This is a genomic window from Sulfuritalea sp. (genome assembly GCF_017302275.1).
Lineage (GTDB): Bacteria > Pseudomonadota > Gammaproteobacteria > Burkholderiales > Rhodocyclaceae > Sulfuritalea.
Map to the genome: position 1 here is coordinate 24,000 of NZ_JAFLDR010000014.1, position 13,758 is coordinate 37,757.

The following is a 13,758-nucleotide window of genomic DNA, read 5'->3' on the forward strand; positions in this document are numbered from 1 at the left end:
CATGACGCAAAAATGGCTGCTGCCGATTGACGGCTCGGACCCTTCGCTCAACGCCGTGCGCTGGGTCACCGGCAATGCAAAATCCCTGCGCGAAGCTCCCGAAGTCCACCTGATCAATGTCCAGGCCGTGCTGCCCAACGACATCGGCCGCTTCATCAATAGCGATACGATCAGGGAATTCCATCTTGAGAACGGCATGACCGCGCTTGCCACCGCGCGCGATGAACTCGCCGCCGCCGGGCTCGCCCCGACCCTGCACGTGCTGATCGGCGACCCGGCCAGCGCCATCGCCGATTTCGCCGCCAGCCACGGCTGCCACCAGATCGTGATCGGCACCCGCGGCCACAGCGGCCTCACCGGCACCTTGCTGGGTTCGGTGGCGATGAAGCTGGTGCATCACGCCAAAGTCCCGGTGCTGCTGGTGCGCTGAATCGCCGTAGCGAACTCTGTCTGCCGGGGAATCCGCTTCGCGGGCCGGCAAGCGCCGACTCTCCAATTAATTTTTTGCCGCCGCAGGCAGCCTGACTTCGTCACCCCCTTTTCTTGGAAAGGGGGCCGGGGGGATAGTCCATCAAAAGGGCTTCCCATCAATCGCAAAGCGATTGGTGGGAAGTCCGCCGATAAGCCGGGTTCTGTCGTGGGCAACCATTCCTCTGGGACCGCCGTTACCGACGGCCTCTAGCAGCCTACCCGGGAGCGACGCGGGCCGCGCCTATGCTCCCCTATTTGGCCTTGCTCCGGATGGGGTTTGCCGTGCCGTCCGTGTTACCACGTCCGCGGTGAGCTCTTACCTCGGCACGGCTTGCGCCGCACCGACACGGCTGACGCCGTGCCACCATTTCACCCTTACCTGATCCCGCCCCTCCCCATTCAAGGGAGACTTTGCCGCCTTGCGGCGGCGAAGTCAGGTCGAGCCATCGGCGGTATCTTTCTGTTGCACTTTCCGTCGCCTTCGTCGTCCGACTTGCGTCTTCCGACTTATAGCGCCCGGCCGTTAGCCGGCATCCTGCCCTGTGGAGCCCGGACTTTCCTCCAACCACTTTCGTGATCAGCGGTTGCCTGGCGAACTTCCCGCGCGCATTCTACGCGGCGGGCGGAACTGCCGCTCGTCGTCGTAGTAGGCGGCGTCCTCGTTTTCCGTCGTGGCGCCGGGAATGCCGAGCAGCGGCAGCGGCTGCCAGTCGCGCGGCGCGAAGCGGGCCGTCTCGAAAGCCGCCGCCAGTCGGGCATCGAGTTGGTCCAGCGAATGGGCCGGCGGCAACTCCAGCCATGCCGCATCGACCTCGATGAACAGCGCCTTGCCGCAGAGGCCGACGAAGGGCGCGCCCAGTGCATCGTGGCTGGCGTGGCCGAAGACGATGAAGCGCGTGCTGCACAGCAGTTCGGCACGACGCTCGACGAAAACTTCGCGCCAGCGGTGGGCGCACAGGCCCTGCCACAGGTCGGGTGCCGTGCCGGCGACGATTACGCCGCATTCGTCGAACTGCGTCAGGGCGTCGCGCAGGGCACCCCGCGCCGCATCGCCCGCCGCACCGGCCGCCAGGAGCGCTTCGCAATGCCGTCGATTCATCATCGCCTTGCTGAGCGGGAAGGCCAGCCAGATCAGGGCGTTGAACAGGTCGTGGCGGTTGTCGGCACGCGTGGCGACTTCACCGCTGCGCCAGGCGCGCTCTTCATAGCCTTCCCCATCGTCGCGCGGCGGAATGAAGCGCAGCGGCGCGCCATTTCCGGTGCGTATGCCGCGCGCGGCGGCGGCGTGATTCAGCGCCGCGAGATCGGGAATGCCGTCCTTCAGCCAGGGTGCGAGGAAGGCCGACAGTCGATGCAAGGCTCGGGAGTCGGCGCTCACGCCACGGCGATCAAACCAGCCGCCAGGCGATGCTCTCCCCCGCGCGCAGCGGCACCAGCCGGTCGCCGGGCAGGTAGTCGAGGCTGGCCGGCACCGCCTGCGCCTCGCGCTTCAGCGTGATGGTGCCGGCATTGCGCGGCAGGCCGTAGAAATCCGCCCCGTGGAAGCTGGCGAAGGCTTCGAGTTTATCCAGCGCGTTCTCGGCGTCGAAGACCTCGGCATAGAGTTCGATGCCGGCGTTGGCCGTGTAGCAGCCGGCGCAGCCGCAGGCCGCCTCCTTGGTGCTTTGCGCGTGGGGCGCCGAATCGGTGCCGAGGAAGAACTTCGGACTGCCCGAGATCGCCGCCGCCACCAGCGCCCGCCGATGGGTCTCGCGCTTCAGCACCGGCAGGCAGTAGTGGTGCGGGCGGATGCCGCCGGCGAAGATCGCGTTGCGGTTGAGCAGCAGGTGATGCGCGGTCAGCGTGCCGGCAACATTGGCGCCACCGGCATTGACGAAGGCTATGCCGGTGCTGGTGGTGATGTGCTCGAGCACCAGCTTCAGGCCGGGGAAGTCGCGCAGCAGCGGCACCAGCACGCGGTCGATGAACACCGCCTCGCGGTCGAAGACATCGACCGCCGGATCGGTGACTTCGCCATGCACCAGCAGCGGCAGGCCGAGCGTTTCCATGCGCGCCAGCGTCGCCGCGCACTTCTTCAAATCGGTGACGCCGGCATCGGAATTGGTGGTGGCGCCGGCGGGATACAACTTCACCGCGTGCACGAAACCGCTGGCCCGCGCGGCGTCGATTTCGCTGGGCGCCATGTTGTCGGTGAGATAAAGCGTCATCAGCGGTGAGAAATCCATGCCGGCGGGCAGCGCAGCAAGAATCCGTTCGCGATAGGCGGCGGCCAGCCCCACGGTGGTGACGGGCGGCTTCAGGTTGGGCATGACGATGGCACGGGCGAAGCGCCGCGCCGTGTCGGGCAGGACGGCGGCCATGGCGGCGCCGTCGCGCAGGTGCAGGTGCCAGTCGTCGGGCCGGGTGAGGGTAATCGAGTTCATGGGCGGATTATACGAGGCGCCCCGCTTTGCCCTTCAGCCGCCCTTCATTTGCCTTTGAGTTCCAGCGCCCTGGCATACAGTGCGTTCTTCGGCTGTCCGGTGATCTCGGCGGCGAGTTTCGCCGCCTGCTTCACCGGCAGTTCGGCCAGCAGCGCCGCCAGCACGCGCTCGGACTCGGCATCCATCCCCTCGCGCGGCGGCGGTGCCGAGACCAGCAGCACGAATTCGCCGCGCTCGTGGTTGGCGTCGGCCGCCAGCCACGCCGGAGCCTCGGCCAGCGGCATGGACGCGACCTGCTCGAAGAGCTTGGTCAGCTCGCGGGCGAAGACGATGTGGCGCGCGCCGTCGAGCAGTTCGACCAGGTCGGCGACGGTTTCGCGCACGCGGTGCGGCGCTTCGTAGAACACCAGCGTGGCCGCCACCGTCGCCAGGTCCGCAATCGCCGTCCTGCGGGCGCCGACTTTTGCCGGCAGGAAGCCGACGAAGAGGAAGCGCGGATCGCTGAGGCCCGCCGCCGAAAGCGCCGCGATCGCGGCATTCGGGCCGGGGATGGGGATCACCTTGAAACCGGCGGCGCGCACCGCCGCCACCGCGCGCGCGCCGGGATCGGAAACGCCCGGCGTGCCGGCATCGCTGATCAAGGCAATGCTTTTTCCGGCAGCCAGCTGGGAAATCAGCTTCGCCGCGGCCTCGTTCTCGTTGTGCTGGTGCAGCGCCAGGGTCTGCGCCTTGATGCCATGGTGGTCGAGCAACTGGCGCGCGTGGCGCGTGTCCTCGCAGGCCACCAGATCGACGCCGCGCAGGGTTTCCAGGGCGCGCAGCGTGATGTCGCCGAGGTTTCCGATCGGTGTGCCGACGACATACAATGCGCTTTCCATGTCCGACATTCTTGCACAGTCCCGCGGCGCCGCCGGCGAGCAGCTCGCCGCCGATTACCTGCAGCGTCAGGGCTTGCAGTTGATCGAGCGCAACTTCCGCGTGCGCGGCGGCGAGATCGACCTGATCTGCCGCGACGGCGTCAGCACGGTCTTCGTCGAGGTGCGCCGGCGCAGCCGTTCGGATTTTGGTGGCGCCGCGGCCAGCATCACCGGCGCCAAGCAGGCGCGCCTGATCCTCGCCGCACGGCACTGGCTGCAGCGCCACGGCGAGCGCCCCTGCCGCTTCGATTGCGTGCTGATCGAGGGCGCGGAAGGGGCCGAAAGAATCGAATGGCTGCGCGATGCGTTCCCGGCTGACTGAGGCGCTGCTGCTGGCCGGCGCGCTGTTGCTCGGCGCCGCCCAGGCCGGCGAAGTCCGCATCCTGGTGCAAAGCTCGCCGCTGGCGGGCTTCAAATACCATGCCGGCGAGTCACTGTGGCACGAAATGCGCGAAGGCGACCGCCTGAGCCTGGTGCGCGAGACCGACAACGAGCACGACACCAAGGCCATCCGCGTCGAATGGCGCGGACAGAAACTGGGCTACCTGCCGCGCGCCGAGAACCGGGCCGTGGCGGCGGCGATGGATAATGGTGACAAAGTTGACGCCCGGATCGCGAAATTGCGCCAGCACAAGAACCCTTGGCAGAGAATGCTGATCGAAGTATTTGTCGTGCTCTAGGCCGCTTATTCGCCGCTCCCCGGCTGGTCCGCAGGGCTATCCTCTTTTCCGCAATCCTTTTCTGGACGATTCATGACTCTCGCCTCACGTATCCAGCAACAATTCACCGACAGCGCCCAGGCCAAACAGCAGGCGCTGGCCGCCATGGCCGGCCCGATCGAGGCCGCCGTGCGCGCCATGGTCGCCAGCCTCAAGGCCGGCGGCAAGGTCATGGCCTGCGGCAATGGCGGTTCCGCGGCCGACTCGCAGCACTTCGCCGCCGAACTGCTCAACCGTTTCGAAAAAGAGCGTCCGCCGCTGGCCGCTATCGCCTTGACCACCGACACCTCGACGCTCACCTCGATCGCCAACGACTATCGCTACGAGGATGTCTTCTCCAAGCAGATCCTGGCCTTCGGCAAGCCCGGCGACGTGCTGCTGGCGATTTCCACCTCGGGCAATTCGCCCAACGTGATCGAGGCAATCCGCACCGCGCATGCCAAGGGTATCTGCGTGGTCGCCCTCACCGGCAAGCAGGGCGGCAAGATCGCGGCCCTGCTGTCACCCGACGACATCCACCTCTGCGTGCCGGCCGATCGCACCGCGCGCATCCAGGAAGTCCATCTGCTCACCATCCACTGCCTGTGCGACGGCATCGACGCCTTGATACTGGGAGAAACTCAATGAAGATCCATACCGACATCGGCACCCGCCTGCGCAACGCCGCCCTGCTCGCCCTTTGCCTGCCCGCGCTCGCCGGATGTTTCGGCGCCGCCGCGGTCGGGGTCGGCACCGGCGCGCTGCTGATCACCGACCGCCGCAACTCGGAAACCTACGTTACCGACCAGGGCCTGGAACTGCGCGCCGGCACCCGCATCAGCGAAAGGCACGGCGACAAGGTGCACGTCAATGTCACAAGCTACAACCGCATGCTGCTGCTCACCGGCGAGGCGCCCAACGCACAGGTCAAGGCCGACATCGAAAAGCTCGCCGCCGGCGTGCCCAACGTCAGGGCGATCACCAACGAACTCGCCATCGCCGGCCCGTCAAGCTTCGGTGCCCGTAGCAACGACACCTACATCACCTCCAAGGTAAAGGCACGCTTCGTCGATGCCGGCAAGTTCTCGCCCAACCACGTCAAGGTGGTGACCGAGGGCAGCGTCGTCTTCCTGCTCGGCCTCGTCACCCAGGTCGAAGCCAACGATGCGGTGGAAATCGCCCGCACCACGGGCGGCGTGCAAAAAGTAGTGCGAGTGTTCGAGACCATCAGCCCGGAACAGGCCAAGGCGCTGGATAACAAGCCCGAGCCGCGCGACGCCAGGGCGGAACCGAAGAAGTAACGTGAAACACCTTTGCCCGGAGCCACCTGTGACTTACGCGCGAAGCGCGCCGATTGGTAACCCCCCGCGAGGGGGGAAGGGGGGCGGGCCTTCAATTCACCTTTCGCGTGTTTCATCATCAGCGGGTGGCTCTTGCTGCCATGAGCGTTAGGGACGCGACGGTGAACTACCCGGCGCCGGCCTTCGAAGCCAAAGTCGTCGCGCCCGCCGACCTGGCGCAAAGCATTGCGGAACTGCCGCGGCCGCTGGTGTTCACCAACGGCTGCTTCGACATCCTGCATCGCGGGCATGTGACCTACCTGGCGCAGGCGCGCAGCCTCGGCGCCTCGCTGATCGTGGCCGCCAACTCCGACGATTCCGTCAGGCGCCTGGGCAAGGGCGACGACCGCCCGGTCAATCCGCTGGCCGATCGTATGGCCCTGCTGGCTTCGCTCGAAGCCGTGTCGCTGGTCACCTGGTTCGACGAGGACACCCCACTCCAGCGCATCCTCGATTGCCGGCCGGACGTGCTGGTCAAGGGCGGCGACTGGCCGGTGGAAAGGATCGTCGGCTACCGCGAGGTCATCGCCTGGGGCGGCAGCGTGCATTCCATCCCCTTCATCCACGAGCGCTCGACCACGGCGCTGATGGACAAGATCCGCCGCCTCTAGGGCCGGTTCGAAAGTCGGCGCCCAACAGGGACCTCCTTCGGTCGCGGGCGCTACGGGGATCTGGGGATCTACCCCGGTGTCCGCCGCAGGATCATGTCGCGCACCAGGTCGATGTGCCCGCGCAGGGTGTAGAGCATGTCGGAAAAGGTCAGAGGGGTGCGGATGTGGCTGGCATCGACCTCGATGCGGTCGAGCTTTTCCAGCCATTCGGCGCGGCTGTGTGCGGCCGGGTTCTCGTTGATCTCGTTTTCGAGGAACTTGAGCTCGCCATAGCGCCGGTAGATGCGTGAACGCACGCGCCAGCCGTAGATCTGCGGCGCGAACTTGAACAGCGGGATCAGCACCGCCAGCAGCGGCACGATCATCACCACCATGCGGTCGACCAGCGTCGCCGCCCAGAACGGCAGGTAGCGCTGCAGGAAAGGCTTGCCCGACTTGTAATAGCGCGCGGCCTCTTTCGACAAGGGAAACGGACTATGTCCGGCGCGCGGAAACTCGCCGGGAACCTGGAACACCCCATGCTCGCCGTGCACCTCGCTGGCCGCCTGCATCAGCAGGTCGATCAGTGCCGGATGCGTGTCCTCGCGCAACAGCACGGTCGCCATCGGCGACACCAGTTGCATGTCCCGCGGCGGGATGTCCTGCACCAGGTCGATCGCCCCGCGCGGCAGCACCAGCCGGGACAGGTGGGGAAAGCGCCGCGCATAGGCCTCGGCATGGGTGAAGTTCATCAGGCGCACGCCGGGCGTGTAGAGCAAGGTCCAGATCAGCGCGGACTGCGTCGGCCCAACGACGAACACCGCGTCGATTTCGCTCTCTCGCAGGCTGTCCACCACACCCAGTCCGCCGGCCTCGACCAGCTTCGAGTTGCGGGTGTCGATGCCGTTCGCCGCCAGCAATTCCAGGGCCAGTTGTTGGGTGCCGCTGCCCGCCCCCCCCACTGCGATGCGTTTGCCCTTGAGGTCGAGCAACTTGTCGCCACCGCGCAAGGCCGCCTCACGATAGAAGACCCACAGCGGCTCATGGTAGAAGTCGCCCAATGAAACCAGTTCCTCGTCCTCCCCCGGACGCGCCGTGCCACCCTGGACGAAGGCGGCATCGACTTCGAAATCCGGGTCGCGCAGGCGTTGCAGGTTCTCGGTCGAACCAGCGGAAGGCAGGACCACCAGTTCGATGCCGTAGCGCGCCAGGACGTCCTTGTAGCGTGCCGCAAAGCGCTGGTAGGCGCCGGCCTCGCCACCGGTGCTGATGATCAGGCGGTCGGGCGGCGCCGGCTTGATGAATTGCGCCGCCAGCCAGAACGCCGCCGCGGCGAGCAGCAGGGACGGCAGCGCGATGAAGATGATGTCGCGCCAGGAAACCAGCTTGAGCTTTTCAGGCATGCGATGCGGGAGACCGGGAGCGGAGTGCGGGCCGTCGGATCAGCCGTGGCACGGCGCCCGGCGACGCCGAGCCCACGCCGACCCGCCTGACGCCGATCAGAACGGAATGTCGTCCTCGAAATCGTTGAAGTTGCCGCCTGCCGGCTGCGGCGCGGCCGCCGGACGACTGCCGCCAGCCGCTCCGCCGCCGCTCTCGCGCGGCGGAGCGTCGCTCATGCCTTCGCGCGAACCGAGCATTTTCATTTCATTGGCGACGATTTCGGTAGTGTAGCGCTCCTGGCCTTCCTTGTCGGTCCATTTGCGGGTGCGCAGGGCGCCCTCGACGTACACCTGCCGCCCCTTCTTCAGGTATTGCCCGGCGATCTCGGCCAGCTTGCCGAAGAACACCACGCGATGCCATTCGGTGGCCTCCTTCTTCTCGCCGGTGGCCTTGTCCTTCCAGGTGTCCGTGGTGGCGATGGTGACGTTGGTGATCGAATCGCCGTTGGGCGTGTAGCGCACTTCCGGATCGCGGCCCAGGTTGCCGACGATGATGACCTTGTTGACGGATGCCATGCGAACTCCTCCTCAGGATTTTGGTTCAAGTATGCCATGCGGCGCCGGCGCTGTCGCCGCCTGCCTGCGCAGCGGAACCCCCGGCATGGTGACCGCCGCGACCAGCCACAGCGCCGCCATGGCGGTGCCGCAAAGGAACACCGCGCCCGCCTCGTAGTGCTTCACCAGCCAGCCGCCCAGTGCGCCGCCAAGGAACAGGCCGAAGGCCTGCGTCGTGTTGTAGACGCCGAGCGCCGCACCCTTGGCGTTCGGATGCGCGATGCGCGAGATCAGCGAGGGCAGCATGGCTTCGAGGATGTTGAAGGCGACGAAGAAGCTCAGCAGGCCGCCGACCACCACCGTGTAACTCGTGCTGCCGCGCCACAGCACCAGCAGGGTAAAAAACAACAGGACGATCGCGGCAACGAAAACCGGCTTCACCTGGTTGCACTTCTCGGCCAGGATGATCGCCGGCACCATCAGCACGAAGGACGCCAGCACCGCGGGCAGATACACCTTCCAGTGCGATGCCAGCGGCAGGTCGCCATAGCGCACCAGCAGGCCGGGAACCACGACGAACATCGCCATCTGCACCATGTGCAGCGTGAAGATGCCGAAATTCAGCCGCAGCAGGCGGGTGTCCAGCAGCACGTCGCGAAACGGCGGGCGCGGCCCTTCCGGCGGCGGCGGCGCCGGCGGCACGACATGGGTCACCAGGCCGATCGCCGCGAGGGCGAGGATTGCCGTCATCCAGAACAGGCCATCCATGCCGATCGCCGCATACAGCGCCGGCGCGGCCACCAGCGAGAAAGCGAAGACGAGGCCGATCGAGGAGCCGATCATGGCCATGACCTTGGTCCGGTGCTGTTCGCGCGTGAGGTCGGCCGCCAGCGCGGTGACCGCCGCCGAGATCGCCCCGGCGCCCTGCAGCACGCGGCCGACGATGGTCCACCAGATGTCGGTCGACAGCGCCGCCACCGCGGAACCGAAGGCGAACAGCAGCAGGCCGACGACGATCACCTTTTTGCGGCCGAAGGCATCCGAGGCCATGCCGAAGGGGATCTGGAACATGGCCTGGGTCAGGCCGTAGGCACCCAGAGCAATGCCGACCAGGGTCAGGTCGTTGCCGCCCGGGATGGCCTCGGCATGGATCGCGAACACCGGCAGGATCAGGAACAGGCCGAGCATGCGCAGCGCAAATATCGCGGCAAGCGCGCCGCCCGCGCGCTTTTCATCGCGGCTCATGGCGTCTGGGGTGGGGGAAAGCATGGGGCTTGGTCGGTAGTGCGAGGTTTCTGAATCCGGTGGAGGCGTTCGGTTCCGGCGGCGAGCGGACGAAGGCGGCGGGAAGCCGTGCATTAGATCACGAATGGACGGGTGCCGCCATGCATGGGCCGGCCCGGTTCTGGCGAACGGGCCCTGCCCGCGATCCGCATCCCGTGCCGCCAGCACCGACTTTTGGCGATCAATCCGCCACCAGCGAGAGGAATTCCTCGAACTTGCCGCTGGCGGCAGGCAGCAGGCGGTCGCGGTAGTCGAAACGCAGCGCGAAGGGATGGCCCAGCGCTCGCTGCACGACGGGGATAAACGCTGCTTCCTCGGCGGCGCTCAGGGGGCGTTCGACCACCAAGCGCAGCTCCAGCGCATCGACCGCGGTCTGCACCATCTGGTACTGGCGGATCGGGGCGATGGCGCCGTACTCGGCAAAGCCGACCAGCGGCCAGATCACGCGGATCATCGGCAGCGAACTGTCGCAGGCCGGCAAGCCCATATCCGCCGGCCAAGGCATCGACGCCCTGGTCTCCATCGCCATCGACATCACGCGTTCCCTGATTTTCGGCAAGCTCGACCTGCTCGACATGTCCGGAGTAGTGCTGGGTAGCATGATCGGGCTGGCCTCCCTGCCCGGTTCCTGGGTCGCCTCGCTGCTGGTGAAGCGCATGGGGCACAAGACGCACATCGCGGTGATCGAGGCCCTGATCGCGCTCGGCGGCGCGAGCATCCTCTACCACGGCGTTCACGCGCTCTGAAAGTCACGTCTCCGGCAAAGCCGGAGACGGTACCCCCTGCGCAAGACTCAGGCGAGAGAGCGAATTTATACCGAGCGAACAGCAGCTTCGCTCTGCCGGGCGCAGCGGCGTATATTTACCGGTTCCCCAACCCGAACATGCACCATGGAATACATCAAGATTCGCGGCGCGCGAACGCATAACCTCAAGAACATCAACCTCGACCTGCCGCGCAACCGACTGACGGTAATCACCGGTCTGTCCGGCTCCGGCAAGTCTTCGCTGGCCTTCGACACGCTCTATGCCGAGGGCCAGCGCCGCTATGTCGAATCGCTCTCGGCCTACGCCCGGCAGTTCCTGCAGTTGATGGAAAAGCCCGACGTGGACCTGATCGAAGGCCTCAGTCCAGCGATTTCGATCGAGCAGAAGGCCACCAGCCACAACCCGCGCTCCACCGTCGGCACCGTCACGGAGATCCACGACTACCTGCGCCTGCTCTATGCGCGGGCCGGCACGCCGCACTGCCCCGACCACGACCTGCCGCTGGAGGCCAACAGCGTCTCGCAGATGGTCGATCACGTGCTGGCCCTGCCCGAGGACACGAAACTCATGATCCTCGCCCCGGTGGTGGCCGACCGCAAGGGCGAACAGCTCGACCTGTTCGCCGAATTGCGCGCACAAGGCTTCGTGCGCCTGCGGGTCGACGGCGCGGTGCATGACATCGACAGCCTGCCCAAGCTGGCGAAGACGCACAAGCACACCATCGACATCGTGGTCGACCGCCTCAAGGTCCGGTCGGACGTGCGCCAGCGCCTCGCGGAGAGTTTCGAAACCGCGTTGATGCATGCCGAAGGCCGCGCGCTCGCCGTGGAAATGGATACTGGCAAGGAGTACCTGTTCTCGTCGAAGTTCGCCTGCCCGGTCTGCAACTACGCGCTGCAGGAACTCGAACCGCGCCTGTTCTCCTTCAACAACCCGATGGGCGCCTGCCAGAAGTGCGACGGCCTCGGCCAGATCCAGTTTTTCGATCCGGCGCGGGTGGTCGCCTATCCGCACCTGAGCCTCGCCGCCGGCGCCATCAAGGGCTGGGACCGGCGCAACCAGTTCTATTTCCAGATGCTGGAATCGCTCGCCGCGCATTTTCACATCGACACCAACATCCCTTTTGAAAAGCTGCCGGCGGCGAACGCCAACATCGTGCTCTACGGCTCGGGCAAGGAGCAGATCAAGTTCAGGTACCTGAACGAGAAGGGCACGCGTTTCGACCGCACGCACAGCTTCGAAGGCATCATCCCCAACCTCGAACGCCGCTACCGCGAGACCGACTCGATGGCGGTGCGCGAGGAACTCTCGAAGTACCTCAACAACAAGCCCTGCCCCGAATGCGGCGGCATGCGCCTGCGGCGCGAGGCGCGCCATGTCTTCGTCGGCGGCAAGAATATCTCCGACCTGAGCCGCCTGTCGCTGATCAGCTGCCGCGACTTCTTCAACCTGCTGCAACTCACCGGGCAGAAGGCGCAGGTCGGCGAAAAGATCCTCAAGGAAATCACCGCGCGCCTGTCCTTCCTGATCAACGTCGGCCTCGATTACCTGTCGCTCGACCGCTCCGCGGAAACACTCTCCGGCGGCGAGGCGCAGCGCATCCGGCTGGCCTCGCAGATCGGCTCGGGGTTGACGGGCGTGATGTACGTATTGGACGAGCCGTCGATCGGCCTGCACCAGCGCGACAACTCGCGCCTGCTGGAAACCCTGACGCGCCTGCGCGACCTGGGCAACACCGTGATCGTGGTCGAGCACGACCTGGAAGCCATCGAATCGGCGGATTATGTCGTCGACATGGGGCCGGGGGCCGGCGAGCACGGCGGCCGCGTGGTGGCGGAAGGCACGCCGGCGCAGGTCGCGGCCAGCAGCGCATCGATGACCGGCGCCTTCCTCGCCGGCCGGCGCGAGATCGCGATACCGGCCAAACGCACGCCGCCCAACAAGCTGCGCGAGTTGCAGATACGCAATGCCAGCGGCAACAACCTGAAGCAGGTCGACCTGCAGATCCCGGTCGGCCTGCTGACCTGCATCACGGGCGTTTCCGGATCGGGGAAAAGCACGCTGATCAACGACACGCTGTATGCCGCCGCCGCGCGCCACCTCTATGGCTCGGCGGTCGAGCCGGCGCCGCACCGCGAGATCGAAGGCCTGGAGTTCTTCGACAAGGTGATCAATGTCGACCAGTCGCCGATCGGGCGCACGCCGCGCTCCAACCCGGCGACATACACGGGCCTGCTGACACCCATCAGAGAGCTGTTTGCCGGCGTGCCGCAATCGCGCGAGCGCGGCTACAGCCCGGGGCGCTTTTCCTTCAACGTCAAGGGCGGGCGCTGCGAAGCCTGCCAGGGCGATGGCATGATCAAGGTCGAGATGCACTTCCTCCCGGACATCTTCGTCCCCTGCGACGTCTGCCACGGCAAGCGCTACAACCGCGAAACGCTGGAAGTCCGCTACAAGGGCAAGACCATCCACGAAGTGCTGCAGATGACGGTCGAGCAGGCGCGCGAATTCTTCGACGCCGTGCCGGTCGTGGCGCGCAAGCTGCAGACCTTGGTCGATGTCGGGCTTTCCTACATCCAGCTCGGGCAATCGGCCACCACGTTGTCGGGTGGCGAGGCACAGCGCGTCAAACTGGCATTGGAACTGTCAAAGCGCGACACCGGGCGCACCCTCTACATCCTCGACGAACCGACGACCGGCCTGCATTTTCAGGACATCGAGATGCTGCTTTCGGTACTGCACCGCCTGCGCGATCATGGCAATACCGTGGTGGTGATCGAGCACAACCTCGACGTGATCAAGACCGCGGACTGGATCGTCGACCTCGGCCCCGAGGGTGGCGACGGCGGCGGCCGCATCATCGCCAGCGGCACGCCGGAAGACGTGGCGAAGGTCAAGGGCAGCTACACCGGACGCTACCTCACGCGCTTCCTCGCCGCGCGCGCGGCGCTTGCAGCCAAGCCGAAGGCCGCCAGTCGCGCCAGGAAGGCCAAGCCATGAGCGGCTTCGAGAACTTCTCGCGCGAGGCGCAGCAGATCGAACACGAAATCGAGACCAAGGGCGTGATCCTCGGCATCGACTGGAATGATGCCGTACGGGTACGCGAACTTGCGCGCCAGGCCTTTGATTGCAGGATCGGTGCGGTCGACTGCGAACCGGACGATCCGACCGATCGCGCCCGCCTCGAACTGTTCGGCCTCGCCCAACTCATGCTGACGGTGATGAAGGAAAGCGCCGACAACGGCATCCATACCCACGGCGGCGCGGCTTGGAAGGCGCTGGCCCAGGCACTCTGGGCGGAGCACGACCTGCGCCAGGGCAATCCCTGAGT

15 protein-coding genes, 1 other RNA gene and 1 pseudogene are annotated in these 13,758 nt (G+C 66.3%); 9 read left to right on the forward strand and 8 right to left on the reverse strand.

Annotated elements, in window-relative coordinates; all coding sequences use genetic code 11:
- Position 1: 1 nt before the first annotated feature.
- Positions 2 to 430, forward strand: coding sequence for a universal stress protein (locus J0M27_RS09580; RefSeq protein ID WP_294990455.1), 429 nt, complete (start codon positions 2 to 4; stop codon positions 428 to 430).
- A gap of 175 nt (positions 431 to 605) precedes the next feature.
- Here J0M27_RS09580 and rnpB read toward each other — a convergent pair.
- From rnpB to rsmI, 4 genes and pseudogenes are all read right to left on the reverse strand, one after another.
- Positions 606 to 1,071, reverse strand: an RNA gene (rnpB, locus tag J0M27_RS09585) — RNase P RNA component class A.
- 73 nt (positions 1,072 to 1,144) lie between these two features.
- Positions 1,145 to 1,849: pseudogene (locus J0M27_RS21370) on the reverse strand (DUF3025 domain-containing protein); the annotation flags it as partial.
- A 10-nt stretch (positions 1,850 to 1,859) separates the two neighbouring features.
- Positions 1,860 to 2,894 (reverse strand): dihydroorotase, encoded by a 1,035-nt coding sequence (gene pyrC / locus J0M27_RS09595; protein ID WP_294990461.1) that lies wholly within the window; start codon positions 2,892 to 2,894, stop codon positions 1,860 to 1,862.
- Between the two features lie 44 nt (positions 2,895 to 2,938).
- Positions 2,939 to 3,772 (reverse strand): 16S rRNA (cytidine(1402)-2'-O)-methyltransferase, encoded by an 834-nt coding sequence (gene rsmI, locus J0M27_RS09600; protein ID WP_294990464.1) that lies wholly within the window; start codon positions 3,770 to 3,772, stop codon positions 2,939 to 2,941.
- Here rsmI and J0M27_RS09605 point away from each other — a divergent pair.
- From J0M27_RS09605 to rfaE2, 5 genes are all read left to right on the forward strand, one after another.
- Positions 3,771 to 4,133: a YraN family protein gene (locus tag J0M27_RS09605; RefSeq protein WP_294990467.1), complete on the forward strand. Its 363-nt coding sequence runs from the start codon at positions 3,771 to 3,773 to the stop codon at positions 4,131 to 4,133. The two genes, rsmI and J0M27_RS09605, sit on opposite strands and share 2 nt — an antisense overlap.
- A complete protein-coding gene (locus J0M27_RS09610) occupies positions 4,114 to 4,491 on the forward strand; it encodes an HIRAN domain-containing protein (RefSeq protein ID WP_294990469.1) in 378 nt (125 codons plus the stop codon). Before J0M27_RS09605 ends, J0M27_RS09610 begins: the two co-directional genes overlap by 20 nt.
- A 72-nt stretch (positions 4,492 to 4,563) precedes the next feature.
- Positions 4,564 to 5,157, forward strand: a complete 594-nt coding sequence (locus tag J0M27_RS09615; RefSeq protein WP_294990472.1) for a phosphoheptose isomerase — start codon at positions 4,564 to 4,566, stop codon at positions 5,155 to 5,157.
- Positions 5,154 to 5,810 carry a BON domain-containing protein gene (locus J0M27_RS09620; RefSeq protein WP_294990475.1) on the forward strand — a complete coding sequence of 219 codons (657 nt, stop codon included), beginning with the start codon at positions 5,154 to 5,156 and terminating at the stop codon, positions 5,808 to 5,810. Before J0M27_RS09615 ends, J0M27_RS09620 begins: the two co-directional genes overlap by 4 nt.
- Positions 5,811 to 5,950: 140 nt before the next feature.
- Entirely contained in the window at positions 5,951 to 6,460 is a 510-nt protein-coding gene (gene rfaE2, locus J0M27_RS09625; protein ID WP_294990478.1) for a D-glycero-beta-D-manno-heptose 1-phosphate adenylyltransferase, read from the forward strand.
- A 68-nt stretch (positions 6,461 to 6,528) separates the two neighbouring features.
- Here the strand turns inward: rfaE2 and J0M27_RS09630 are convergent, their stop codons facing one another.
- The 4 genes from J0M27_RS09630 to J0M27_RS09645 form a co-directional block, all read right to left on the reverse strand.
- Positions 6,529 to 7,842 (reverse strand): TAXI family TRAP transporter solute-binding subunit, encoded by a 1,314-nt coding sequence (locus J0M27_RS09630; RefSeq protein WP_294990482.1) that lies wholly within the window; start codon positions 7,840 to 7,842, stop codon positions 6,529 to 6,531.
- A gap of 96 nt (positions 7,843 to 7,938) precedes the next feature.
- Complete coding sequence (gene ssb / locus J0M27_RS09635) at positions 7,939 to 8,397, reverse strand: single-stranded DNA-binding protein (protein WP_294990485.1); 459 nt, start codon at positions 8,395 to 8,397, stop codon at positions 7,939 to 7,941.
- A gap of 12 nt (positions 8,398 to 8,409) precedes the next feature.
- Positions 8,410 to 9,621: an MFS transporter gene (locus J0M27_RS09640; protein ID WP_294990488.1), complete on the reverse strand. Its 1,212-nt coding sequence runs from the start codon at positions 9,619 to 9,621 to the stop codon at positions 8,410 to 8,412.
- Between the two features lie 220 nt (positions 9,622 to 9,841).
- Positions 9,842 to 10,105: a hypothetical protein gene (locus J0M27_RS09645; RefSeq protein WP_294990491.1), complete on the reverse strand. Its 264-nt coding sequence runs from the start codon at positions 10,103 to 10,105 to the stop codon at positions 9,842 to 9,844.
- On the opposite strand from J0M27_RS09645, the gene J0M27_RS09650 reads away from it, so the two are divergent.
- The 3 genes from J0M27_RS09650 (at position 10,065) to J0M27_RS09660 (ending at position 13,756) form a co-directional block, all read left to right on the forward strand.
- Complete coding sequence (locus J0M27_RS09650) at positions 10,065 to 10,406, forward strand: hypothetical protein (RefSeq protein ID WP_294990494.1); 342 nt, start codon at positions 10,065 to 10,067, stop codon at positions 10,404 to 10,406. The two genes, J0M27_RS09645 and J0M27_RS09650, sit on opposite strands and share 41 nt — an antisense overlap.
- Positions 10,407 to 10,550: 144 nt before the next feature.
- Positions 10,551 to 13,427, forward strand: coding sequence for an excinuclease ABC subunit UvrA (uvrA, locus tag J0M27_RS09655; protein WP_294990497.1), 2,877 nt, complete (start codon positions 10,551 to 10,553; stop codon positions 13,425 to 13,427).
- Positions 13,424 to 13,756 (forward strand): hypothetical protein, encoded by a 333-nt coding sequence (locus tag J0M27_RS09660; RefSeq protein ID WP_294990499.1) that lies wholly within the window; start codon positions 13,424 to 13,426, stop codon positions 13,754 to 13,756. The genes uvrA and J0M27_RS09660 overlap by 4 nt, the downstream gene beginning before the upstream one ends.
- Positions 13,757 to 13,758: the final 2 nt, after the last annotated feature.